The 22,756-nt window shown below is 74.9% G+C and carries 19 protein-coding genes; 16 read left to right on the top strand and 3 right to left on the bottom strand.

Annotated features, from left to right (window positions below):
- The first annotated feature begins 31 nt into the window (after nucleotides 1–31).
- The 16 genes from AGRA3207_RS10615 (at nucleotide 32) to AGRA3207_RS10540 (ending at nucleotide 20,073) form a co-directional block, all read left to right on the top strand.
- Nucleotides 32–493: a phage tail protein gene (locus AGRA3207_RS10615; protein ID WP_231334416.1), complete on the top strand. Its 462-nt coding sequence runs from the start codon at nucleotides 32–34 to the stop codon at nucleotides 491–493.
- A complete protein-coding gene (locus AGRA3207_RS10610; protein WP_231334415.1) occupies nucleotides 490–1,266 on the top strand; it encodes a T4 family baseplate hub assembly chaperone in 777 nt (258 codons plus the stop codon). Before AGRA3207_RS10615 ends, AGRA3207_RS10610 begins: the two co-directional genes overlap by 4 nt.
- A 26-nt stretch (nucleotides 1,267–1,292) precedes the next feature.
- The gene (locus AGRA3207_RS10605) at nucleotides 1,293–1,436 is read left to right on the top strand and encodes a hypothetical protein (protein ID WP_231334414.1); all 144 of its coding nucleotides are present in this window, start codon (nucleotides 1,293–1,295) and stop codon (nucleotides 1,434–1,436) included.
- Nucleotides 1,437–1,445: 9 nt separating this feature from the next.
- A complete protein-coding gene (locus AGRA3207_RS10600; RefSeq protein WP_231334413.1) occupies nucleotides 1,446–3,545 on the top strand; it encodes a hypothetical protein in 2,100 nt (699 codons plus the stop codon).
- A gap of 13 nt (nucleotides 3,546–3,558) precedes the next feature.
- The gene (locus tag AGRA3207_RS10595) at nucleotides 3,559–4,134 is read left to right on the top strand and encodes a CIS tube protein (RefSeq protein WP_231334412.1); all 576 of its coding nucleotides are present in this window, start codon (nucleotides 3,559–3,561) and stop codon (nucleotides 4,132–4,134) included.
- The gene (locus tag AGRA3207_RS10590) at nucleotides 4,134–4,445 is read left to right on the top strand and encodes a LysM peptidoglycan-binding domain-containing protein (protein WP_231334411.1); all 312 of its coding nucleotides are present in this window, start codon (nucleotides 4,134–4,136) and stop codon (nucleotides 4,443–4,445) included. The genes AGRA3207_RS10595 and AGRA3207_RS10590 overlap by 1 nt, the downstream gene beginning before the upstream one ends.
- Nucleotides 4,446–4,447: 2 nt before the next feature.
- Nucleotides 4,448–5,566: a phage late control D family protein gene (locus AGRA3207_RS10585; RefSeq protein ID WP_231334410.1), complete on the top strand. Its 1,119-nt coding sequence runs from the start codon at nucleotides 4,448–4,450 to the stop codon at nucleotides 5,564–5,566.
- An 8-nt stretch (nucleotides 5,567–5,574) separates the two neighbouring features.
- Nucleotides 5,575–6,291, top strand: coding sequence for a phage baseplate assembly protein V (locus AGRA3207_RS10580; protein ID WP_231334409.1), 717 nt, complete (start codon nucleotides 5,575–5,577; stop codon nucleotides 6,289–6,291).
- A gap of 10 nt (nucleotides 6,292–6,301) precedes the next feature.
- Nucleotides 6,302–6,667 carry a GPW/gp25 family protein gene (locus AGRA3207_RS10575; RefSeq protein ID WP_231334408.1) on the top strand — a complete coding sequence of 122 codons (366 nt, stop codon included), beginning with the start codon at nucleotides 6,302–6,304 and terminating at the stop codon, nucleotides 6,665–6,667.
- The gene (locus tag AGRA3207_RS10570) at nucleotides 6,664–8,226 is read left to right on the top strand and encodes a putative baseplate assembly protein (RefSeq protein ID WP_231334407.1); all 1,563 of its coding nucleotides are present in this window, start codon (nucleotides 6,664–6,666) and stop codon (nucleotides 8,224–8,226) included. The genes AGRA3207_RS10575 and AGRA3207_RS10570 overlap by 4 nt, the downstream gene beginning before the upstream one ends.
- On the top strand, nucleotides 8,223–10,787 hold the full coding sequence (locus AGRA3207_RS10565) for a phage tail protein (RefSeq protein WP_231334406.1): 2,565 nt from the start codon (nucleotides 8,223–8,225) through the stop codon (nucleotides 10,785–10,787). The genes AGRA3207_RS10570 and AGRA3207_RS10565 overlap by 4 nt, the downstream gene beginning before the upstream one ends.
- Before the next feature lie 12 nt (nucleotides 10,788–10,799).
- Nucleotides 10,800–11,318: a hypothetical protein gene (locus AGRA3207_RS10560; protein WP_231334405.1), complete on the top strand. Its 519-nt coding sequence runs from the start codon at nucleotides 10,800–10,802 to the stop codon at nucleotides 11,316–11,318.
- 16 nt (nucleotides 11,319–11,334) lie between these two features.
- On the top strand, nucleotides 11,335–13,248 hold the full coding sequence (locus AGRA3207_RS10555; protein WP_231334404.1) for a DUF6519 domain-containing protein: 1,914 nt from the start codon (nucleotides 11,335–11,337) through the stop codon (nucleotides 13,246–13,248).
- A 10-nt stretch (nucleotides 13,249–13,258) separates the two neighbouring features.
- Nucleotides 13,259–15,838 carry a vWA domain-containing protein gene (locus AGRA3207_RS39785; RefSeq protein WP_273700026.1) on the top strand — a complete coding sequence of 860 codons (2,580 nt, stop codon included), beginning with the start codon at nucleotides 13,259–13,261 and terminating at the stop codon, nucleotides 15,836–15,838.
- Nucleotides 15,835–17,856, top strand: coding sequence for a WD40 repeat domain-containing protein (locus tag AGRA3207_RS10545; protein WP_231334403.1), 2,022 nt, complete (start codon nucleotides 15,835–15,837; stop codon nucleotides 17,854–17,856). Before AGRA3207_RS39785 ends, AGRA3207_RS10545 begins: the two co-directional genes overlap by 4 nt.
- 165 nt (nucleotides 17,857–18,021) lie before the next feature.
- The gene (locus tag AGRA3207_RS10540) at nucleotides 18,022–20,073 is read left to right on the top strand and encodes an outer membrane protein assembly factor BamB family protein (protein WP_231334402.1); all 2,052 of its coding nucleotides are present in this window, start codon (nucleotides 18,022–18,024) and stop codon (nucleotides 20,071–20,073) included.
- Here the strand turns inward: AGRA3207_RS10540 and AGRA3207_RS10535 are convergent.
- Genes AGRA3207_RS10535 through AGRA3207_RS10525 form a run of 3 tightly spaced genes read right to left on the bottom strand, consistent with a single transcriptional unit; the run spans nucleotide 20,066 to nucleotide 22,575 of the window.
- A complete protein-coding gene (locus AGRA3207_RS10535; protein WP_231334401.1) occupies nucleotides 20,066–20,875 on the bottom strand; it encodes an HAD family hydrolase in 810 nt (269 codons plus the stop codon). The genes AGRA3207_RS10540 and AGRA3207_RS10535 overlap by 8 nt on opposite strands.
- 40 nt (nucleotides 20,876–20,915) lie before the next feature.
- Complete coding sequence (locus AGRA3207_RS10530) at nucleotides 20,916–21,617, bottom strand: HAD family hydrolase (protein ID WP_231334400.1); 702 nt, start codon at nucleotides 21,615–21,617, stop codon at nucleotides 20,916–20,918.
- 37 nt (nucleotides 21,618–21,654) lie between these two features.
- Nucleotides 21,655–22,575: a cupin domain-containing protein gene (locus tag AGRA3207_RS10525; RefSeq protein WP_231334399.1), complete on the bottom strand. Its 921-nt coding sequence runs from the start codon at nucleotides 22,573–22,575 to the stop codon at nucleotides 21,655–21,657.
- Nucleotides 22,576–22,756 lie beyond the last annotated feature (181 nt).

The following is a 22,756-nucleotide window of genomic DNA, read 5'->3' as shown; positions in this document are numbered from 1 at the left end:
GCCGCCGCCGAGGCGTGAGAGGAGAGATGGCATGACCGAGCTGACGTTCAGCGAGTCCTACCGCACCCACGGCTTCCTGCTGGAGGTCGCGGGGACGGCGTGCCCGGTGACGAAGGTGACCGGGCTCAGCGAGGGCTCCACCGACACCATCGAGCAGCCGGTGGGCGGCTCCCCGGTGGTCCTGAAGATCTCCAGCGGGGTGGTGAAGTTCGAGACGCTCGTGATCGAGCGCAACATGGACGGCAGCCCGTTCGACCGGCTGTTCCAGGACTGGTTCAAGGAGATGTTCGCGCTGAACGGCGCGAGCGGGGGCTCGTCCGTCCGCCGCAACGGGGCGGTGATCAAGCTGGAGAACGGCCAGGAGGTGCTCCGCTTCGCCTTCTACGAGGGCTGGGTCAAGTCCTCCAAGTTCGCCGACCTGGAGGCCGGGTCGACGAACCTGTTCAAGCAGACGGTCGAGATCGAGCACAACGGGCTGGAGCGGGTCGCGTGACCGCGCCCGCCCGCCCGCGCGAGTTCGAGTTCGAGCTGCCGGTCGGCTACGAGGACGGCGACGGGCAGGTCCACCGGACCGCGGTGCTGCGCAAGATGACCGGACGCGACGAGGCGGTGCTGGCCGACCGCCGCCACCGCGCCAACGGCGCGCGGATGATCTCCGAGCTGCTCGGCGGCTGCCTGGTCCGGCTGGGGACGCTGGAGGCGCCCGGGATCCGCGCCGCCCAGGGCCTCTACTCGGCCGACCGCCAGTTCCTGCTGATCCGGCTGCGGGAGATCACCTTCGGCCCGGAGATGCGGGCGAGCTACGCCTGCGGCGCCTGCCACGAGTCGACCACCCTCGTCGAGGACCTCTCCGAGCTCGACGTCGTCCGGCTCGGCCCCGGCGAGGTGCCCGGCGACGTGACCGTGAAGCTGGAGGACGGCTACGTCGACCGCACGGGTGAACTCTACGACGTGCTGGTGTTCCGCCACCCGACCGGCCTGGACGAGGAACGGGTGGCCGGCGTCATCAGGGAGAACGCGTCCCAGGGCAAGAACGCCCTGATGGCGCGCTGCCTGAAGGAGATGGGCGACATGCCGGGGCCGAAGCTGGAGGCGCTCGGCACGGCCGTGTTCAAGGACATGACGCTCTCCGACCGCGGGCTGGTCGACCGGGCCCTCAACGACGGCGGGCCGGGCATCGACCTGCGCCGCACGGTGGGCTGCGGCGGCTGCGGCCGCGAGTACACGGCCTCGCTGGACATGTCGAATTTCTTGGCGGCCTCGTAGGGGAGGAGGACCGGCTGCGCCGGGAGGTGTTCTTCCTGGCCTACCACCTGAACTGGGGCGTCGAGGAGATCCTCGGCCTGCCCACCGAGGAGCGCTGGCACTACCTGCGGCAGCTGACCGGGCAGCTGGAGGGCGAGCGGGACGCGATCGAGGCGGCGAGACGGAGGTGAGGAGGGGCGGTGAACGTGGAGTCGGTGGTGTCGATGCTGGACCAGATCCACGCGGTCCTGCGCGAGTCCGGCCTGGCCGGGGACGTGCTCCACTCGTTTGCGCAGGTCGCCGACGCGCTGCGCTACAAACTCCAGGACAACATCGCCGAGATCAACAAGGTGGTGCGGTTCGAGACCATGACCGCGTCCGGGGAGGTCAGGGAGCTCATCCGGATCGTGGACGTCTTCGTCCGCAAGGCCGGCGAGGTGGACCTGCACATCGAGCACAAGACCGGGTCGCTGGACAAGGCGTTCCCGAGCGTGGCCACGGCCATCCGCGAGGGCAACATGCAGCTGCGCAACGACCTGCTCATCGCCGGGGGCGGCGCGGCCCGCAACGTCTGGAAGTTCTCCGGCGAGCCGATCGAGAACTCCATGGCGCTCCTGCAGCGGCGGCTGACCGGCTGGACCGACCATCTGCGGGAGGAGTTCGGCTTCTCCGAGGCGAAGATCAAACGCGCGGTGGAGAACCTCCGGATCGAGGACACCTTCGGCACCGCGATCGAGTTCACCTGGAGCCCGCAGGGCCCGATCGCCCGCAAGGCGCTGGACGCGGCCAGCCACAGCCCCGACTTCGGACCCGCGATGGCCGTGCTGTTCGGCGCGTCCGGCAAGCTCGCCGACGCCGCGCACGACGCGGCCACCGGGGCCAGCTTCACCGGCGCGGAGGAGACCTTCGAGAAGAAGATCGAGGACAGCGTCGCCGCCGCCCTCGACGAGGCCGGCGCCAACGCGTCCGCGCACGCCGCGAAGTCGCTCGGCGAGAAGGTGACCTCCGGCGTCAACGCCCTCGGCACCGCGCTGACGGCGGTGCCGCAGTTCTACGACTCGGTGACCAAGCTGGGCGAGGCGTGGAACAAGCCCCTCACCTCCACCAAGGACTACATGGACCTGCTCGCCGCGGGCGGCGGGGTCGTGGGCCAGGCCGGGCAGGTGCTCCAGGCGTTCACCGGGATCACCGAGATCGCCGCCGCCGCGCAGGCGGTGTTCAACGCCGTCATGGCGCTGAACCCGGTCGTGCTGGTGGTCATCGCGGTGGTCGCGCTGATCGCGGTGATCGCGCTGCTGATCGTCTACTGGGATCAGGTGAAGGCGGCGCTGCGCGACAACCCCTGGCTGGCCGTGATCGCGGTGATGCTCGGCGTCGTCGGCATCATCATCGTGATCATCGCGTACTGGGACGAGATCAAGCTGGCCGTGCTGGTCGCGGCGAACTTCGTCTCGATCCAGGCCCAGCGGATCGGCCAGTACATCCTCGGCATCGGCACGATCGCGGGCCAGGTGTGGGGCTGGATCACCGCCACCGCCGAGAACGCCGGGATCGGCGTGGTCAACGCGTTCATCACGGCCGGCACCGCCGTGCAGAACTTCTTCATCGGCGTGATCAACACGCTGCTGGAGGCGTACAACGCGTTCGCCGACAGCGCCGTCGGACGGCTGGCCGGCCTGGACAGGGCCGCGCTGATCCCCAAGATCGACGTCCAGAGCCGCCTGCTGCCGCCCAAGGAGGTGCCGACGATCGACGTGGCGGCGGCGTTCACCCCCAAGCAGGTCACCGGCGGGCTGGAGGAGCAGATCACGGCGCAGGAGGCGGCCGTCGCCAAGGGACGCAAGGAGGACGAGGAACGCCGCGCCAAGCAGGCCGCCGCGCCACCCGCGGGAGCGCAGCCCGCCGCGCCGGCGCCCCCCGGCCTGCCGGGGGCACCGGGCGTCCCCGCACCCCCGGGCGCCGCACCTGGCGGCGCACCGGGCACCGGGCCCGCCGGACCGCCGCCGATCCCCGCGGCGCTCCCCGGCGTCGCCGCCGTCCCCGGCGTCCCGGGCGCGGCCGGGCTGCCGGGCCGTCCGGCGCTCCCCGCCGTCCCCGCCGCGCCGCCCGCCGCCGGGCCCGCCGACCAGTCGATCCGGGTCGAGGGAGGGATCACCGTGAACGTCAACGCCGAACGCCTGGAGGCCGACGCGACGCGGCTGCTGTCCGACGAGATCATCCGGGCGATCCAGGAGCGGCTCGGGGCGCTGCGCTCCGAGCAGGACTTCCGGACCGGCAACCGCGCCGCGGCGCCGGCGTGAGGGGGGAGGGCCGATGCACACCCTGCGCGAGCCGGACCGCGGCTTCCTGGTCGGGCTCATCCCCGACCCCGGCGTCCCCGACGTGGTGATCGAGTTCCAGTACAACCCCGCGCAGCTCGGCGACCGGCGCGCCGTCGGCTACGCCACGCTCAACGCCCCCGGGCGGCTGCTTCCGCTGCGCCAGTACACCCAGGGCGGCGACCGCACGATCAGCTTCACCGTCCGGGTGGACGGCCTGTACGCCGGGCCGTCCGGCGACCGGATCCCCATCGGCCGGGACGAGGACGGCGGCATCACCCCCGAGCTGAACAAGTACCGCGCGCTGCTGTGGCCGCGCAGCCGCTCCTGGCCGGACGCCGGGGGCACGTTCACCGCGCTGTACGGCCGGGACGAGGGCTTCGCCGCGCCGCCCGACTGCGTGTTCGGATTCGGCGGGCGGGTCATCGACTGCGTCGTCACCGAGATCGCGATCACCGAGACGCTGTTCACGCCCGCGCTCGCGCCGCTGCGCGCCGACGTCGCCGTCACCCTCGTCGAGCGGATGCCCGACGAGGCCGTCCCCACCGCGCCGCTGCCGGGAGGTGCCTGATGCCGCCGAGCCCCGAGTCCCGCTACGCGGGCCTGCCGATCCTGACCGTCACGGCGCCCGACGGGGGCCGCCGCCGTGTCGTCGCGCTGCGGCTCACCCGGCCGCGGCCCGCCGCCGCGGGCCGGCACCGCGTCGTCCAGGGCGAGGGCCTGGACCTGCTGGCCCACCGGTTCTACGGCGGCGAGGGGCTGTGGTGGCGGATCCTGGACGCCAACCCGCTGGTCTTCCCGCTCGACATCGCGCCCGGCGACGTCCTCGACCTGCCCGACCCCGGCCCCGCCACCCGCGCCACGCGCGCGAGGGGGTTCTAGAGGTGGGGACGCGGGTGCCGTACGTCAACGTCCGCCTCGAAGGGCAGGACGTCACCGACTGGGTCACCTCGGTCACCGTGACCGAGGACGACCGGCAGGCCGACAGCGTCGCCATCGCCGTCTCCGACCCCGCCCTCGTCTACGCCGACGGGCTGTTCGAGGGCAGCGTCGCCGAGGTGGACCTCGGGTACGCCGAGCCGGGCCAGCACGCCCTGCTGATCCGCGCCGTGATCACCAAGGTGGAGGTCGGCTACCCCGACTCGGGGGTGCCCGCCGTCTCCCTCAAGGGCGAGGACAGGTCGATCGAGATGGGCCTGGTCGAGCGCAAGCGGGTGTGGCGGGAGCGGACCGTCACCGACATCGTCCGCGCGGTCGCCGGGCCGTACGGCTTCGCGCGGGTGGAGGCGTCGCTCAGCCCCGACCCGACGGTCAGGAGCAAGCCGATCAACCAGGACGGCAAGACCGACCTGGCCTTCCTCCAGGAGCTCGCGCAGACCTACCACGCCAAGTGCTTCGTCGAGCTGGACGAGTCCGACCAGGAGGTCCTCTACTTCATCCCCGAGCGCCGGGTGGTGACGCTGCGCCGCGCCGACACGCTGGTGCTGCGCTTCCGGGACGGCCCCGGCAGCAACCTCGTGAGCTTCTCGCCGGTGTTCGACAGCGGCTACATAGACCGGCTCAAGGAGGTCACCGACGTCGACCGGCAGGGCAGGCAGGTCGGCTCCAGGCCGGCCGAGCCCGCCGAGGTCGTGATCTGGGAGCTGGACGAGGGCCGCCTCGCCCGCGTCGGCCCGCGCGACCGCGACCGGCTGCGGATCCTGTACGCGCAGGGCGTCCGGCGCAAGCGCGAGCTTCAGCGCAAGCTGTCGGCCCGGCGGCCCGCGGTGGGCCTGGTGGTGCCCGACCAGGGCGAGCTGGAGGCGACCGACGACTCGCTGGAGTCGCGCCGCCTCGGCATGTCCGCCTCCGGCAGCACCACCGGGACGATCTGGCTGCGCGCCAAGTCGACGGTCGTCGTGCGCGGGGTCAACGACAGGTTCAACGGCGAGTGGTACGTCTCCTCGGTCACCCACAAGGTCGACGGCGGCGGCTACCGCACCGACTTCAAATGCGTGAGGTGAGGAGCACGATGCCGGGACAGTACTTCGGGAAGTACACGGGGATCGTCAAGGACAACCGGGACGGCGAGGGCCTCGGCCAGGTCAGGGTGTCCGTCCCGGCGATCTTCCCGCCGGACGAGCTGATGGTCGCCCGGCCCGCGCTGCCGTACGGCCACTTCTTCGTGCCGGAGAACGACGCGAAGGTCTGGGTCGAGTTCGAGGGCGGCGACCCGGGGCTCGTGCTGTGGACGGGCGTCCAGTACGTGCCGGGGGAGTGGCCCGACGAGGCCAGGGCCGATCCGCCGCACCGCCGCGTCGTCCGCTCGGCGGCCGGGCACCTGCTGCTGTTCGAGGACGCCGAGGGCGCCGAGGCGGTCCGGCTGGCCGAGGCCGCGCACGCGCACGACCTCACCTTCGACGCGTCCGGCATCACGCTGAGCGACGGCGCCAACGGCCACAGCGTCACGCTCGACGCGGACGGGATCCGCCTGAAGGCCGCCGGGGGCGCCGAGATCGCGCTCACCGCCGACGGGGTCCGGCTGAAAGCCCCCGGCGGTGCCGAGGTCGCGCTCGCCGCCACCGGCATCGTGGCGGACGCCGGGCCCGGCGTCGCGGAGGTGAAGGGCGTGCAGGTCAAGCTCGGTCCCGGGGCGTCGCCGGTGATCCGGGTCGGCGACTCGGGGGTCGGGAACCTCGGCGCCCCGGTGGTCATGACGGTGACCACGAACACGCAGGTGCTCGCGTGAGGGACCGGCGATGACCGGCCGGCTGATGGGCCCGGCGTTCCCGTTCCGGATCGAGGCCGGCGGGGTCGCGCGGGCCGCCGGCCACGCCAAGGTCGAGGACGGCCTGCGGCATCTGCTGGCCGGGCGCGCCGGGGAGCGGGTCATGCTGCGCGACTACGGCACCGCGGTCCCGGCCCGCCTCCAGGAGCCGGGGTCGGCGGCGCTCGCGCCGCTGCTGCGCCGCGACATCGAGCGGGCGCTGGCCCGGTTCATGCCCGAGGTCCGGCTGACCGCGCCCGTCCGGGTGACCGTGGACGGGGAGCGGCTGACCGTCGCGGTCGAGTACGCGGTGCGGCCGGACGACGTCGTCCGGCGCCTCGAACTGGACCTGCCGTGAGCACCCCGACCCCGCCGTCCGCGCGGGCACCGGCCGACTACACCGGCATCGGGTACGACGCGCTGCGCGCCTCGATGCTGGAGATGGCCCGCGCCAAGCTGCCGGAGTGGACCGACCACAGCGAGGGCGACCTCGGGGTGCTGCTCATCGAGCTGTTCGCCTACGCCGCCGACCTGACCCTCTACTACCAGACCCGGATCGCCGCGAACCTGCTGCCGGAGACCTCCGACGAGCCGGAGGCGCTGGTGCAGCTGCTGCGGCTGATCGGGTACGAGCTGGCGCCGCCGGCCCCGGCGTCGGCCGACCTGGAGGTCGCGTTCGACGCCGGGGTCGTCCCGCCCGTCACGCTCCCGGCCGGCACCGCGTTCACCGTCTCCGCCCCCGGCGGGCGACGGCTGCGCTTCGAGACGCCGGCCGAGGTGGTCGCCGAGCGGCTCTCCCCGCCCGGCGCGGACGGGCTGCGCCGCTTCTACCCGCTGCCGGTCGTGGAGGGCACCACCGTCGTGGACGACCCCGTGGCGGTGTCCGACGGGCGGCCCAACCAGCTGTACCCGCTGCGCCGGGGACCGGTGATCCGCGGCTCGATCTCGGTGACGGTGGACGAGCCCGGCGGGACGACGGCGTGGACGGAGGTGCCGAGCCTCGCCGCGAGCACCCCGGTCGACCGGCACTACGTGAGCCGCCGCGACGCCGCGGGCGGCGCCGAGATCCGCTTCGGCGACGGCGTGAACGGGATGGTGCCGCCGCCCGCCGGGCCGACCAGCCCGGTGCTCATCACGGCCCGCTACCGGGTCGGCGGCGGGCGGGCCGGGAACGTCGGCGCGGGCCAGGCGTTCGTCCCGGCGGGGCAGCAGATCAGGCAGGCCGTCAACCCGCGGGCCGCGGCGGGCGGCGCCGAGGCCGAGGACCTGGAGCGGGCGCGGGCGCTCGCCCCCCGGCTGTACCGCAGCCAGGACCGCGCCGTCACGCTGGACGACCACGCCGACATCGCCCGGCTGGTGCCCGGCGTCGGGAAGGTCAAGCCTGTCTCGGCGAGCTGGAACGAGGTCGTCTTGCACGTCGCGCCGGCGGGCCGGGTCGCACCGCCGTCCGAGACGCTCGTCCGGGACGTCCTGGCCCATTTCGAGCGGTACCGGATGGCCACGCAGCTGGTCACCGTGGTCGGCCCGGCCGAGGCCGACGTCTACCTGGCGGCGCGGGTGTGGGCGCAGCCGTACTTCACCCGGGCGGCGGTGCGGCGCGCGGTCGAGGAGGCGGTCGGCGGGTACCTCGGCTTCGAGCAGGTCGACTTCGGCCAGCGGATCTTCCTGAGCCGGATCTACGACCTGCTCCAGGACCTGGAGCAGGTCGCGTCGCTGACCGTCGTGAAGTTCGGCCGCGATCCCGCGCTGCCCGCCGACATCGTGACAGCGCCGCAGGTCGAGCCCACCGGGATCATCGAGCTCGCGCCGCACGAGCTCCCCCGCCCCGGCTACCGTGACAACCCGCCCGCCACGTCCGGGTTCGACCTGTCCGGCCGCCCCGCGATCGTGACGATCATCGAGGGCGGGGTGGCGTGAGGACCGTGGCGGCCGTCCGCGCCACCCCCCACCTGGAGGGCGGCCGGATCGACCTGGCCTGGCGCAACCCGCCCGCGGCCGAGTTCGCCGGGCGCCCGCCGCTCGCCGGCGTCCGGGTCGTGCGCCGCGAGCGGACGTTTCCGCTCGACCCCGACGACGGCGCGGTGATCTACGACGGCCCGGTCGTGGACCGCGTCTCCGATCCCGCGGCCCGTCCGCTGGCGACGCACTACTACACCGTCTTCACCCGCGACGCCGCCTCACCGCCCGCCTATCGCGCGGACGGCGCGTCGCAGGCGAGCTCCTACGCCAGCGCCGACCACGGCGTCCCGGCCAGGCTCTACCGGATGCTGCCCGCCGCCCACCAGCGCGCCGACCTGCCCGCCCCCGGCCAGCTGTTCCGCTTCCTGTCCGCCGCGGCGGCGCCGCTGAACCTGGCCCGCAGCACCGCCGAGGGGCTGCGGGCCCTGCACGACGCCGAGACCGCGCCGCCCGGCTTCCTGCGGCCGCTCGCCCACTGGCTCGGCTGGGACCTGGACCGGACGCTGCCGGTCTCCGCGCAGCGCAACGAGATCGCCGCCGCCCCGCACCTGTACCGGGGCGTCGGCACCGTGCCCGCGCTGCGGTCGATCGTCGTCCGCTACACCGGCTGGGACGTCCGGGTCGCGGAGACGGCCCAGTCGGTCGTCCGCGCGGGCGAGGCGCCCCGGCTCAACGTGTTCGCGCTGGCCGGGCCGGACGCCGAGCCCGCGCTGGTGACGCTGGAGGGCGCCCCGGGAGGGCGGCTGAGCGCCGTCGTGACCGCGGGCGGGCGGCTCCGGCTCTTCTACGAGACCGTCCCGCCGCGCGGATCGGGACGCGTCCTGCGCGTCAAGACCCTCGACGGCGGCGCGTGGGGCGACGCGGTCGCGGTGCCGGTGGGCGCCCCCGCCGGTGCGCCCGCCGCGGCGGAGCTGCCGGACGGCCGGGTCTTCCTGGCCTGGCTCGACCGGCCGGAGGGCGCCGCCGCCCGGCTGCGGTTCGCGGTGGGCACCGCCCGGCGGCCGGAGCCGGCCCGGCTGCGCACCGGCCACACGGCCCCGTTCGCGCTGTGGCCGGGCGCCCGGCTGGTGGTCGGGGTCGACGGCCGCCGCCAGGGGGTCGTCTTCACGGCGGGCGACTTCGCCGACCCGTCCGCCGCGTCGGCCGCCGAGGTGGCCGCGGTGCTGACCGCCCGGCTGACCGGCGTCACCGGAACCGCCGCGCCGGACGGCGCCGTCGTGCTCGCCACGACCGCCGCCGGAGCGGGCCGGCGCCTCACGGTGGAGCAGGCCGCGTCGGATGCCGCCGGGGCGCTCGGCTGGACGGGCCCGGACGGCACCGCGGACGGCGACCCCGGCGACGGCTTCGACTGGACGCCTCCGCTAGACGTGCCGGGCGTGCCCGTCGGCCGCGTCGCCGACCCGTGCGCGGTGGCCGACGGGCCGTCCCACGTCCGGCTGTTCTGGTCCGCGCACGACGGGACGCGGTGGACGGTCGCGGCGGCGCGCTGGACCGGCACCGGCTGGGACGCCCCGCAGGTGCTCGCGGACGGCGGCGGCGGCAACCGCGAGCCGGCGGCGGTCCGGGTGCCGGGCGCGGGCGGCGACGCGCTCTGGCTCATCTGGTCACGGCTGCGCAGCGCCGGCGACCCCGCGGACGTGCGGACGCTCTCCCGCCGGATCCTGGACCCGGCCACCGGCACCTGGGGCCCGGCGGACGAGATCACCCGCGTCCCGTCCGCGACGGGCCGCTGCGCCGACCGGGAGCCGTCCGCGATCGTCGCGGCCGGAGGCGAGGTGCGGGTCTGGTTCCGCTCCGACCGCTCCGGCGGCCCCGGCCTGTGGTCGGTCGGCGTCCCGGCGGGCGGCGGCGCGCCCCGCGACCCCGTCCCCGTGCTCACCGGGCCCGCCGCCGACCAGGCCCCGGCCGTGGTCGCCGCGCCGGGCGGCGACGCGGGCGCCGGGCCCTGGGTGCTGTTCCGCAGCGACCGCGGCGTCGAGGTCGCCGGGCTCGCGGACCCGCCGTCCGACACCGGGACACTGCGCCGGTTCGCCGGAGGCACGACCGTCGTCCTCGGCGACGCGGCCCGCGCCGGGCGGCGCCGCCAGTGGGACGACCAGCTCTGCTACACGCCGTGCAAGCCGCGGGCCGGGGACCGGCTCGACGACACCGACCTCTACACGCGCGGCACCGTCGCGCTGTTCCTCAGCCCGCTGCTGCCCGACGCGCCGCTGTCGGCGCAGATCGAGGAGCGGCTGCGGCCGCTGCTGGAGCGGTTCCTGCCGGTCAACGTGCGGGCCGTGCTCGTGTTCGCCCCGCGGATCCACGTCGAGGCCCTCTACCCGGCCGGGACCGGGATCCAGGAGACGTTCCAGGACGTGCATCCCTTCGTCGAGCGGTACGCGGGACCGTCCGACACGACCGCTGCGGCGCTGCCCGACTGGTCGTTCCTGCTGGCGACCACGCCCGGCCACGTGACGGCCGCCCGCGCCGACCCCACGACCCTGCGGCGGCGGGCCTGGTTCCCGCCGCCCCGCTGACCTGGAGGCAGGATGATCGCCGGCTACTACCGAGACGTGCTGCTGGACCCGGGCGGCGGCGTCGCCTGGGACGGCGGCGTCCGCAGGAACGTGATCGTGGCCGACTGCCGGCGGCTGCTGACGGGCTTCCTGCACGGCGCCGGCACCACGGCGGGCGGCATCACCGGGCTCCAGGTCGGCAAGGGCGACCCGGCGTGGGACCGGCCGCCCGGCCCGCCGCCGGCGACCGCGGGGCAGGCCGCGCTGGTCGACCGGCACCCGTTCACCGTGCCGCGCGCCTCGCTGCGGGTCGACTACCTGACCGGCTCGACGGTCACGTCCGCGCCGACGAACCGGCTGCAGATCGTCGCGACGCTCGGCCCGGGCGTCCCCGCCTGGCCCGACGCCGACCACACCGACGCCACGCTGCGCGAGTTCGGCCTGGTCGGCGTGCTGGACGGCGCCACCGTCCTGATCGACTACGTGATCCATCCGGCGATCCCGCGGGATCCGGCGAGCACCCTCCAGCGCACCGTCTGGCTGGTCCTGTGAGCGGGCGGAGAGTCCCATGGCAGTGATATCGACCGACACCTTCGACCCGCTGCGACGCTACGTGCGGGTCCGGCTTCAGCAGGGCGTGCCGATCGTGGACGCCGACGTCAACGAGCGCGAGGACATCCAGAAGTTCGAGCTGCGGGCGTTCCTGAAGTGGTTCGTCGGCGACGGCGTCCCCGACGGCAACGACGGGTTCCGGATCGCCGGGACCGGCGCCGACGACGACTTCGAGATCCGCGCCGGGGTGAGCGGCACGGTCGACCCGCTGCGCCGGATCGGCCGGTGCCTGGTCGACGGCCTCGACGTGATGATCGAGTCGACCGTCGCGTTCACCGCGCAGCGGCTGCACGAGTCGCACGGCGCGGCGGCCGCCGCCGAGGCCGCCCGGCTCGGCGTCCCCACGATCACGGCGCTGCCCGCCGGGGGCGGCCCGGTGCTGGTCTACCTCGACGTCTGGGAACGGCTGGTCACCCCGTCCGAGGACCCCGCCCTCGTCCACGGCGGCCTCGGCACCGAGAGCTGCGCGCGGATCAAGCGCGAGTGGGCGGTGCGGGCGCGGCGCGGCGCCGCGCCGCCGGGACCGGGCGACCCCGACGTCACCGCCGGGCACTCCTACACGCCGCTGGCCTCGCTGGACCGTCGCCCCGGGGACGCGGCCGTCCGTCCCGGCGACGTCACCGACCTGCGGCGCCGGCGGCTGCTCCTGCCGCCCGCCACGCTGATCGAGGACGTCCTCGGCACCCGGGCGGAGGAGTACCTCGCCGGGCGGGGCAGGCCGCCGATCAGCCTGCGGGAGGCGGTCAACGCGCTGCTGCGCGGCGAGCTGCCGACCACCCCGGACGCGGCGGTGGACGCCTCCACGGCCCTGGACGTCATGCGCCGCGCCTTCTTCGCCGACGCGACCGGCGGGCTCGTGGCGTTCTGGTACAGCGACCGGACCGCGGGCGTCGAGCAGGTGTTCGCCGCACGGATGAGCCTCGCGGAGCCGTCCCGCGGCTTCACCGCGCCCCCGCTCCAGGTGACGTCGGGCACCGCCCACCTCGTCCCGCACGCCGCCGGGCTCCCGGACGGCGACGCGCTGGTGGTGTACCAGTCGGGCAGCGGCGCGGGCGCCGACGTGATGATGCGGCGCGCGCCGCTGGCCGGGTTGCCGGTGACCGCCGAGGTCACCGTGACCGCCACCGCCGGGTCCGCCGAGACCAACCCGTTCGTGGCGGTCACGGGCGACCTGGCCACCGTCTTCTTCCACCTGTCGTCGTCCACGGCGAGCAAGTGGCAGTACCGGCGGTGGCGGCTGGCGGCCGGCGAGTGGGCCGACGCGGCGGGCGCGGTCGAGCTGTCGGCGACCCCGAGCACCGCGTCGAGCCACTTCCACGCCGCCGGCGGACGCGCGGGTACGGTCTGGGCGGTGTTCAAGGCGACCGGCGGGCTGCGCGTCCTCCAGCTCGACCCGGCCACCGGCACCGTCTCCAACGAGACCACGCTGGCCTCCGACAGCGCCGACCCGCGGCCCTTCCTCCTGGCCTCCCAGAGAGGCGAGGTGTGGGCGTTCTGGGCGTCCTCGACGGGCCTCCAGGCCGCCCTTTTCCGCTCCGGCGCGTGGGAGGCGGCCCAGACGCTGCCCGGGACGAGCGGCACCGACCGGCAGCCGTGCGCGGTCGAGGACGCCGACGGCGGGCTGTGGGTCTTCTGGACGCGCGGCTTCACCGGCTCCGGCGACCTCAGCGCCATGCGCCGCGACCCGGCGCGCCGCCGCGAGCCGCCGGGCAGCGCCTGGGGGGAGGCGCGCCGGCTCACCGCGTCCGTCGGCGACGACAACTCCCCGCACGCGCTCGTCGCCCCCGACGGCGCCATCTGGATCTTCTGGTCGACGGACCGGGACGGGAACGCGAGCAACTACTACAAGCGGCTGGTCACGGTCGTGTAGGGAGGCAACGATGTCCACCCCGAAGATCGCCCCGACGGGCCTGGGGTCCCCGATCTACACGGTCACCGACTCGCGGGGGCTCGTCGCCGACCTCCTGCTCGACGTCACGACCGGCGCGCCGCCCCTCGTCGGCCTGCGCTACCCGGCGGGCGCCGCCGTCACGGTCACGCTCGAATCGCCGGCGCTGCCGGCGCCGCACACCCTGCCGTCCGACCCCGTCGGCTACAGCAAGCCGCTCGGGAACCGCCGCGTCGGCGCCGACAGCGCGCTGGACGGGACGGACCGGGTCCTCACCCTGACGATCCAGGCCCTCTCCGGCAACCAGCGCGAGGCGTGGACGGTACGGGCGACCGCGGCGGCGCCCGCCGCCCGATGGCAGCTCTCGCAGGGCGACAACGACCCGGTCCAGCCGACCGTCACCCGGATCATGTGCGACCCCGTGGCGGCGTTCACCCTGTCCGCCCCGTCGCTCACCGGCGGAGTCGTCCGCGAGGGCGACCCGGTGCAGCTCACCGCGGCGTCCGCGCTCGGCACGCCCGCCGAGCCCACCGTCGTCGGGGCGCCCGTCCCGGCCGTCGCGTACCGGTGGGGCAAGACCGGCGGCGTCGCCGTCACCGACTTCCCGCAGGCGTGCTCGAACGGCACCACCGCCGTGTTCACCGCCCCGGGCGTCTACCGGCCGCACACCATGGAGATCACCGGGCGGGTCTGGTTCGAGACGGGCTGCGCCGGGCCGGTCGGCTTCCTGTCCGCCTCGTCCGCCGCGCAGCTGACCGTCCAGGCCAGGCCGCGGCACCTGGCGCTGGTCCTCGACCGCTCGGGGAGCATGTCCGGCGCCCGCTGGGACAACGCCGTCACCGCCGCGCGGATCCTCGGCCACCTGTACGCGGCCATGCGCACGTCGGTGAACCCCGCCGACCGGCTCGGCGAGCTGGTGTTCGAGGACACCTCCTGCGGCTGGCGGCCGACGGTGCCCGGCGCGCCGCGGCCCGCACCGGATCCGCTGATCGGGCCGGTGCTGGTGCTCACCGACGTGCCCACCGCCGGGGGCGCGGTCTGCGGCGTGGACTACGGGAGGCCGGGTGCGTGCACGCCGATCGGCGACGGCCTCGTCCGCGCGATCGACGAGCTCGGTACGCTGGGGACGGCCGGCGACCCGCGTTTCACCATCGTCCTGCTGACCGACGGCCACGAGAACTCCGGCACGGTCGCCGTGGACCCCTCCACCGCCGCGCCCGGTGTGCTGAACTTCGCGATCGAGCGGCAGGCGGGCGCCCGCCAGGCGGTCGACTCACGGCTGTCGCTCTACACGATCGGGCTCGGGCCGACCGTCCAGGAGGACGTCCTCGACCGGCTGGCCGTGCCGCTCGGCTACCGGCACGTCGTCCAGGTGTCGCAGGTGGCGGACGCGATGGCGCAGATGGTCTGCTCCTCGCAGGCGGCGCAGCGGGTCCCGGCCGAGCCGCAGATCCCCGGCGACCCCGTCCGGCTGGTGAGGGTGGACCCCCGCGTCGAGCGGCTCGCGGTCGCTGTGCTGTGGGACGGAACGGGCTCGATCGAGCTGTCCTACCGGCTCCAGGGGCAGCCCGCCGCGCCGTTCCAGCCGGTGGCGGTGCCGGTCGCCGCGTGCCCTGCGCACGCGTTCGCGGCCGTGGACATGACCGCGCTGCTCGGCGTCCCCGAGGAGCAGGTGCCCGCCACCGAGTGGCGGATCCTGCGCCGCGACGCCGCCGGCGGCCCGCGGCCGCTGCCCGACGGCGACCTGCTGTTCTTCGTCGACCTGTACGTGCGCGCCGACGTGGTGTTCGACCGGGACGGGTACTCCACCGGCGACCCCATGGTCCTCACCGCGCGCGTCCGCGCCGGGGACGATCTCGTCACCGGCGCCCGCGTCACCGTGGAGCTGGTCCGCCCCGGCGAGTCGCTCGGCACCTTCCTGTCCGAGCGCGGCGCCCATTACCGGCCCCCGCCGACGGCGCCGCCCGACCCGCCCGCGCCCAAGGCGCTGATGATCGGGGAGCTGCTGCGCCGCGCGGACCTGCCCGGCCTGCCGCAGGCCACACCGGCCGGGGTGTTCGAGGACGGCACCGACGAGCTGCGCGACACCGGTGACGGCGACTACACCAACCGGTACCTGGACGCCGACCAGGAGGGCTCGTTCACCTGGCGCTTCACGATCTCCGGGACGCTCCCCGACGGCAGCGTCTTCAGCCGGGTGCAGACGGTCTCCACCTGGGTCGGCATCCGCCCGGACCCGAGGCGGTCGGAGATCCGCACCGCCGTCGCCGACGGCGCGACGGCGATCACCGTGATCCCGCGCGACCGGAAGGGCGAGTACCTCGGCCCGTTCCGTCCCGGCGACGTGGTCTTCCGGTCCGACTCGTGCCCCTTCGACGAGGAGGAGCCCGAGCCCACGCCGGAGGGCGTCCACTTCCCCTGCCGCGGCGGCGGCACCGTCCTCAGCCGCTACGACGGCGGCTACACCCGGGTCGTGCGGTGCCCGGACAAGGCGGGGGGCACGGTCACCGTCACCGTCTGCGGCGTCCGGATCCGGAGCGTCCGCGTCGGCGGCCGGGGGGTGACGGCGTGACCTACCTGGCGCGGCAGATCGTCTCCGTGGCGAGCCCCTCCGTCGACCCGGTCGTCCCGTTCAGCCCCGACGGCCGCTGGGCGGCCACCTCCGCGCAGGTCTTCGCGCCGGCGACCGGGGCCCGGCGGTGCGCGCTGCCGCCCCTGCCCGGCTGGGGCCTCGTCGCGTTCGCGCCGGACGGCGGCCGGGTGGTGACGAGCCACTGGGAGGGCAACGCGGTGGTGATGTCCGACGCGGCCACCGGGGCCGAGCGGTGGAGGGTGACCAACGACCAGGCGGTGTACGAGGTGCGGTGGAGCCCGGACGGGCGGTGGGTGGGCGCCGTCTCGGACGCGGCGGTGCGGGTCCTCGACGCCGCCACCGGCGTCGAGCGCACGCGGTGCGCCGGCCTGCCCGAGCCCGACCAGACGAGGACCTTCTCGTGGAGCCCGGACGGCACCCGGATCGCCGTGGGCCACGGGGTCGGCTTCTTCTCGTCCGCCCAGGGCGGCGTGCGCGTCTTCGACGCGGCGACCGGCGCGGAACGGAACCGGATCGAGCTCGGCACGTGGGCCAACATGACGTGCTGGAGCCCGGACGGGCGGCTGGTGGGCGCCGGGTGCGGCGACGGCGGCGCGGTCCTGGTCGACGCCGCGGCCGGCACGCTCCGGGTCCGTCTCGTCGAGCCTCGTGGCATCGACGCCCAGGTGGAGGACGTCCGGTTCGACCGGGACGGCAGGCGGGTGGTCACCGCCGGGCGGGACGGCGCCGTCCGCGTCTTCGATGTCGCGACCGGGGCGCCGCTGTCCCTCTACGACCACGGCCACCAGGCGTTCCACGCGGTGTTCAGCCCCGACGGGCGGTGGGTGGCGGCGTCGGGGAGCGGCGGCGCCGTGCTGTTCGACGCGGCGACCGGGGCCGAGCGGTGCCGCCTGACGCGCGGATCGGCGGGGCCGGTGACGTTCGGCCCCGACGGCTCGCGTGCGTCCGTCGGAACGTACCTGCGGGCGCGGATCTTCGACCCGGCGGCGCACCAGGAGCGCCTCACGGTCCGGCACGGCGGCGCGGTCGGCGCCGTCGCCGTGTCACCGGACGGGCGGTGGTTCGCCAGTGGCTGCGCCGATGGTGTCGCGCGGGTGCTGGACGCCAGGACCGGCGCGGAGCGCTGCCGCCTGGCGCACGGCGGGCCGGTGCGGGGTGTGGCCTTCGCCCCCGACGGCGCCTGGGTCGCCACGGCCGGCGAGGACGCCACGGCCCGGGTGTTCGACGCCGAGACCGGATCGCAGCGCGCCCGGTTCGACCACGAAGGCGCCGTCCTCACCGTGGTGGTGGGCGGGGACGGCGCGATCGTGGCGACCGGGAGCGAGGACGGCACGCTGCGCGTGTTCGGCGTCGCCGGGCTCGCCCAGCGGTTCCGCCGTTCGCATGGCGGGGCGGTGCTCAGTGTGGCGATCAGCCGGGACGGTGAGCTGGTGGCCACCGGCTGCGCCGACGGCACCGCCCGGGTGTTCACCGCCCGGACCGGCACCGAGCAGGCGCAGTTCGCCCATGAGGGGGTGGTGGGGTCGGTGTCGTTCACCCCTGACGGCGCCTCCCTGGCCACGGCGTGCGCGGACGGTTTCGCCCGCCTCTTCGAGATCGGCACCGGCACCGAACGCCTCCGCCTGGAGCACCTCGACGACGACTTCGACGATCCGGTGCGCGTCGCGGTCGAGGCCGTGGCGGTCAGCCCGTCCGGCACGACCCTCGCGACCACCGCCGCGGACACCCGCCTGCGCCTGTTCACGCTGCCCTCGGGGGAACTGCGCACCGCCGCGTTCCACTGGTCGCGGATCTGGCCACCCGTCTTCAGCGCCGACGGCGCCCTCCTGGCCGTCGCCTCCGACGACCAGACGGGCACGGTCTACGACACCACCGGCAACCAGCGGGCCCTTCTGGTGCACGACTCCGGCGTCCGCGCGGTCGCCCTCGCCCCGGACGCCACGTGGCTCGTCACCGGCTCCGCGGACGGCACGGCCCGGATCACCGACATCACCTGACCCGCCACGGACCTGGGTCGATAGCAGGGAGTTACTCTTCGCTTACCCGAAGGGCCGGTGTCCGGCCGAAGCCGCCATGAGCGCGTGAACGGTTCCTAGGCTCGGCGGGAAGCCCGGGGTCCGGCGCGGCCGCGCCGACGGGCGGGACGCTCCCGAAAGGCGGCCATGACCTACCTGGCCCGGCAGCTCAGCTCCGTACGGTCCGACCCCTCGTACTTCGGCGTGCCGTTCAGCCCGGACGGCCGGGTGGCGGCCACGTCCGAGATGGTCTTCGACGCGGCCACCGGAGCCCGGCGATGCGCCCTGCTGACATCGTCCGGATGGGGCGACGTCGCCTTCGGCCCGGACGGCGCGCGGGTCGTGACGACCAGCTGGCAGGGCCCCGCCGTCGTGATGTTCGACGCCGCGACCGGCACCGAGCGGTGGCGGACGGCGATCGGCGAGACCGCCTACGGCGTGCGGTGGAGCCCGGACGGGACGCTGGTCGGCGTCGGCTCCCCGGTCGCGGTGCAGGTCCTGGACGCCGCGACCGGGACCGCGCGCGTCCGGTGGCCCGGCCAGGGCGAGCCGCTCTGGATCACCGGCTTCTCCTGGAGCCCGGACGGCGGCCGGATCGCCGTCGGGTACAGGGTGGACCTGTCGTCCGAACCGGGAGGCGTGCGGATCATCGACGCCGCGACCGGGACGGAGCGCACCCGGTTCCAGCTCGCCACCTGGGTGGAGGCGACGTGCTGGAGCCCGGACGGCCGGGCGGTGGGCGCCGGGTGCGGCGACGGCGGCGCGGTCCTGGTCGACGCCGCGGCCGGCACGCTCCGGCTCCGGCTGGTCGAGCCCGCCGGAAGCGCGGACGCCCGCGTGGAGGACGTCCGGTTCGACCGGGACGGCAGGCGCGTGGTCACCGCCGGGCGGGACGGCGCCGTCCGCGTCTTCGACGCCGCGACCGGGGCGCTGCTGTCCCGCTTCGACCACGGCGTCTCCGGCGACCCGCCGTTCCGGGCCGGGTTCGGTCCCGAGGGGCGGTGGGTGGCGGCGTCGGGGAGCGGCGGCGCCGTGCTGTTCGACGCGGCGACCGGGGCCGAGCGGTGCCGCCTGACACGGGAACCGGCGGGTCCGGTGGCGTTCGGCCCCGACGGCTCGCGCGCGTCCGTGACGACGTACATGCGGGCGCGGATCTTCGACACCGCCGTGCCCCAGGCACGGCTCTCGGTCCCTCACGGCGGCGCGGTCGGGGCGGTGGCCGTCTCGCCGGACGGGCGGTGGTTCGCGAGTGGCTGCGCCGATGGTGTCGCGCGGGTGCTGGACGCCAGGACCGGCGCGGAACGCTGCCGCCTGGCGCATGGCGGGCCGGTGCGGGGTGTGGCCTTCGCCCCCGACGGCGGCTGGGTGGCCACGGCCGGCGAGGACGCCACCGTCCGGATGTTCGATGCCGTGACGGGCACGCAGCGCGCCCGGTTCGACCACGAAGGCGTCGTCCGCACCGTGGTCGTGGGCGGGGACGGCGCGATCGTCGTCTCCGGCAGCGAGGACGGCACGATGCGGGTGTTCGGCGTCGCCGAGTCGGCGCAGCGGTTCCGCCGTTCGCATGGTGGGGCGGTGCTCAGTGTGGCGATCAGCCGGGACGGTGAGCTGGTGGCCACCGGCTGCGCCGACGGCACCGCCAGGGTGTTCACCGCCCGGACCGGCACCGAGCAGGTCCAGTTCGCCCATGAGGGGGTGGTGGGGTCGGTGTCGTTCACCCCTGACGGCGCCTTCCTGGCCACGGCGTGCGCGGACGGTTTCGCCCGGCTTTTCGAGATCGGCACCGGCACCGAACGGCTCCGCCTCCAGCACCGGGACCGCTCGCTCACCGCGGCGGCGGGCGTGGCGGCGGACGCGGCGGCGGGCGTGGCGGTGGACGCCGTCGCGGTCGGCCCGTCCGGCTCGGTCCTGGTGACGGCCGCCCGCGGCGACCTGCGGCTGTTCGACCTGCCCTCGGGCGACCTGCGTCAGCTCGTGAACCAGGGGCCGCGGCTCACGCCGGTCGTCTTCAGCGCCGGCGGCGCCCTGTTCGCGGCGGGATCCGGCGACGGCCAGGGGGCGGCGTACGACGCCGCGGGGAACCAGCGCGGGCTGCTGGTGCACGGCTCCGCCGTACGGGCGGTCGCCTTCGCCCCGGACGCCGCGTGGTTCGTCACGGGCTCGGACGACGCCACGGCGCGGGTGTCCGACCTCAGCTGACGACGAACTCCAGCACCTCGGCCCATCCGCCCTCCGCGGGCGCGGCGATCGTGTGGGTGGCGAGGCCCAGCGCCTCCTCGCAGGCCGACGCGGGGACGCACGCGATGGCCGCCGCCGCGAGGAGGTCGAGGTCGTTCATGCCGTCCGCGACCGCGAGGACCCGGTCCGGCCGGATCCCCTGCTCGCGGCAGTACGAGGTCACGCCGGACCACTTCGTGGCGCCGCGCGGCCTGGCGGACAGGCTGCGGCCCCCGTACCGCACGTCCGGCGTCAGCGTGGCGGCGGCGACGTCCTTGACCTCGTCGAACACCGCGACCAGCCGGTCGTCGCCGCCGCAGATCAGCAGGCTGAGGACGTTCCACCGTGCCGCCGCCTGCGTGAGGTCGATCCTGCGGGTGTTGTGCGCGTTGTCCGCGAGGTGCTCCGGATGGGTCGCCGGATTCCGCCCGACGCCGCAGGATCTGGCGTCGTCCAGATTGACGACGGGCTCCAGGCCGAAACGCAGAAAGATGTCCAGGATCTGCTCGTAGGTCTCCGCGTCGAACGGCAGGTAGTGAAATCGGGGGCCGGACTCGGCCAGCAGCCCGATCGCCCCGTCGAACAGGACCGCCGGCATCAGGAAATCGTTTTCCCGCATCTTTTCGAAGGCGCTGGACGGGCGGCGGCCCGTGGCGGCGATCACTGGGACGGCCTTGGACATCTCCGAAAGCGCGCGCAGCGTATTCGGATGCGCGCGGCACGTGTGGTCCCACAGGGTGCCGTCGAGGTCCGTGACGACCAATTCGACGCTCTGGCTCGGCATGGCGTTATGCTACGTCAGCGTCGGATTCCTGTCCAAGGGCTCATTCCGGGCGCGGTGAATTCTCGTGGACGTTGAGCCTGATATCCCGGCCGCCCGCCCGGTGCAGTTCTATTGCGCGCAAATCCGCCACCGGGCCGATATGGACGCGCGAACTCCCGATCCCCGCGCCGACGCCGAGGACCGTCGCCCCCGCCAGGGCCGCGGCGCGGGCGCCGGCGCCGGAGTCCTCGAGCACCACGCAGCGGCCGGCGGGGACGCCGAGGCGCCGGGCGGCGAGCCGGTAGCAGTCCGGCGCGGGCTTGCCGGCCGCGACGTCGTCCGCCGCGATCATGACCCGAGGGCACGGCAGGCCCGCGGCGGCGAGCCGCGCGCGGGCGAGGGCGCGTGAGGCCGAGGTGACGACCGCCCAGTCGGCGTTGAGGAGCCCGCGCACGGCGTCGCCGGCCCCGGGGACGGCGCGCACGCCGCTCGCCGAGCGCAGCTCCATGGACGAGAACCAGTCCACCTCCCGGTCCAGCCGCCCGGCCGGGATCAGCTCCGCCATCGCCTCGCGGATCGGCCTGCCCTCCAGCGCCTCGACGACCGAGTGGTCCTCGATGCCCACCCGGTCCAGCCATCGCGTCCACGTCTCCCGGCAGATGGCCTGGGAGTCGACGAGCACCCCGTCGCAGTCGAACAGGACCGCGGCGAAGGGCCCGTACCTTGCCCGGGCCGCGACCGGCTGGTCGCCTAGCGTGGACATGGTGCCGGGGGAGCGGCCCGCACGCCGTCCCGCGCCACTACCCGGCCCATTCGCGCAGGATCAGCTCGGGGGCGATGGACTGGATCGAGACCACCGTCGGCTCGTCGGCCGTCACCTCGGCGTCCCAGCCCGGGGGAACGGTGAAGATCTGCCCGGGTGAAACGGTCCATTCCCGATCGGCGAACGCGCAGCGCACCGCCGTCGAGGTCGGCACGACGACCTTCACCCAGCCCACGGGCGCCGGCAGGCGCGGGTCCGCTCCCGGCCCGATCCGCAGCCGCCGTCCCAGCAGCTGCCCCGGCACGTCGATGATCGGCTCCGAGGGCGGCAGGTCGGCGCGGATCCACCCCGAGCCGGCCCGGCCGAGAGAACGCCGGGGCAGATCTGGGTGCAGGTTCTGGAGCATCGCGCGGATCTCGGGGTGCCGTGCGGGCAGTTCCAGCCCGGCCCGGTCGTTCTGGTCCAGCAGCCGCTCCACCGCGTCGAACGAGGTCGTCGCGTACTCCTCCAGGGTGCAGCCCACCACCGTGTGGACGATCTCGGTCGAGGTGATGCGCGCGATGTCGCCCGGCCGCGGGCTCCACGTGTGCGAGGACCGGATCTCCGCGTCGCCCTCGGACCAGACGACGGCGTCCTTCTCCCCGGACTCCAGCCATTCCGGATGGGACGACAGGTAGATGAAGCCGCCCGGATGGGCGTGCAAAATGTGAAATGCCTCGTATTTCGGTTCCAGATGGAGCTGGAAACTGAAGCCCTGGCCGGGATGCAGATCGAACAGCGAATAGCCGAAAGGAGAGGCCGCTTTCACTCCATAAGGCTTGTACTTGTACAGGAAACCCAGCGCGAGAAAAAAGTCGGCGAACGACCGCGCCGCGAACGGGTCGTCGGCGTCCGGCTTGACGAGCTGCTGGCGGAACACCCCCATCGCGGCCCGCTCGACGGCCTCCACCGCCCCCATGGGCATCGGGTCTTTCAGCACATCGACAAAGGCGTGCGGCAGATCAGGGTCAAGCGGGTCGGCAAGGCACTGAGGCGGGGAGGTATCCGCCTCCGCAATACGCCGCAGTTCGTCGGCCATAGCTCTTCTCACGGGACCACTGTAGCGAATCTCCTCGCAGGCGAGGCCGTGGATACTCGGA

The organism is Actinomadura graeca, from assembly GCF_019175365.1.
GTDB lineage: Bacteria > Actinomycetota > Actinomycetes > Streptosporangiales > Streptosporangiaceae > Spirillospora > Spirillospora graeca.
Note: the sequence above shows the minus strand (reverse complement) of the source record. Positions and strands in the feature narration are given on the sequence as shown.

Excerpts from the sequence above, each read along its gene's own strand:
- AGRA3207_RS10615 (WP_231334416.1), top strand. The coding sequence starts at position 32 with ATGACCGAGCTGACGTTCAGCGAGTCCTACCGCACCCACGGCTTCCTG.
- AGRA3207_RS10595 (WP_231334412.1), top strand. The coding sequence starts at position 3,559 with ATGCACACCCTGCGCGAGCCGGACCGCGGCTTCCTGGTCGGGCTCATC.
- AGRA3207_RS10590 (WP_231334411.1), top strand. The coding sequence starts at position 4,134 with ATGCCGCCGAGCCCCGAGTCCCGCTACGCGGGCCTGCCGATCCTGACC.
- AGRA3207_RS10580 (WP_231334409.1), top strand. The coding sequence starts at position 5,575 with ATGCCGGGACAGTACTTCGGGAAGTACACGGGGATCGTCAAGGACAAC.
- AGRA3207_RS10575 (WP_231334408.1), top strand. The coding sequence starts at position 6,302 with ATGACCGGCCGGCTGATGGGCCCGGCGTTCCCGTTCCGGATCGAGGCC.
- AGRA3207_RS10560 (WP_231334405.1), top strand. The coding sequence starts at position 10,800 with ATGATCGCCGGCTACTACCGAGACGTGCTGCTGGACCCGGGCGGCGGC.
- AGRA3207_RS10555 (WP_231334404.1), top strand. The coding sequence starts at position 11,335 with ATGGCAGTGATATCGACCGACACCTTCGACCCGCTGCGACGCTACGTG.
- AGRA3207_RS39785 (WP_273700026.1), top strand. The coding sequence starts at position 13,259 with ATGTCCACCCCGAAGATCGCCCCGACGGGCCTGGGGTCCCCGATCTAC.
- AGRA3207_RS10540 (WP_231334402.1), top strand. The coding sequence starts at position 18,022 with ATGACCTACCTGGCCCGGCAGCTCAGCTCCGTACGGTCCGACCCCTCG.
- AGRA3207_RS10535 (WP_231334401.1), bottom strand. The coding sequence starts at position 20,875 with ATGCCGAGCCAGAGCGTCGAATTGGTCGTCACGGACCTCGACGGCACC.
- AGRA3207_RS10530 (WP_231334400.1), bottom strand. The coding sequence starts at position 21,617 with ATGTCCACGCTAGGCGACCAGCCGGTCGCGGCCCGGGCAAGGTACGGG.
- AGRA3207_RS10525 (WP_231334399.1), bottom strand. The coding sequence starts at position 22,575 with ATGGGGGCGGTGGAGGCCGTCGAGCGGGCCGCGATGGGGGTGTTCCGC.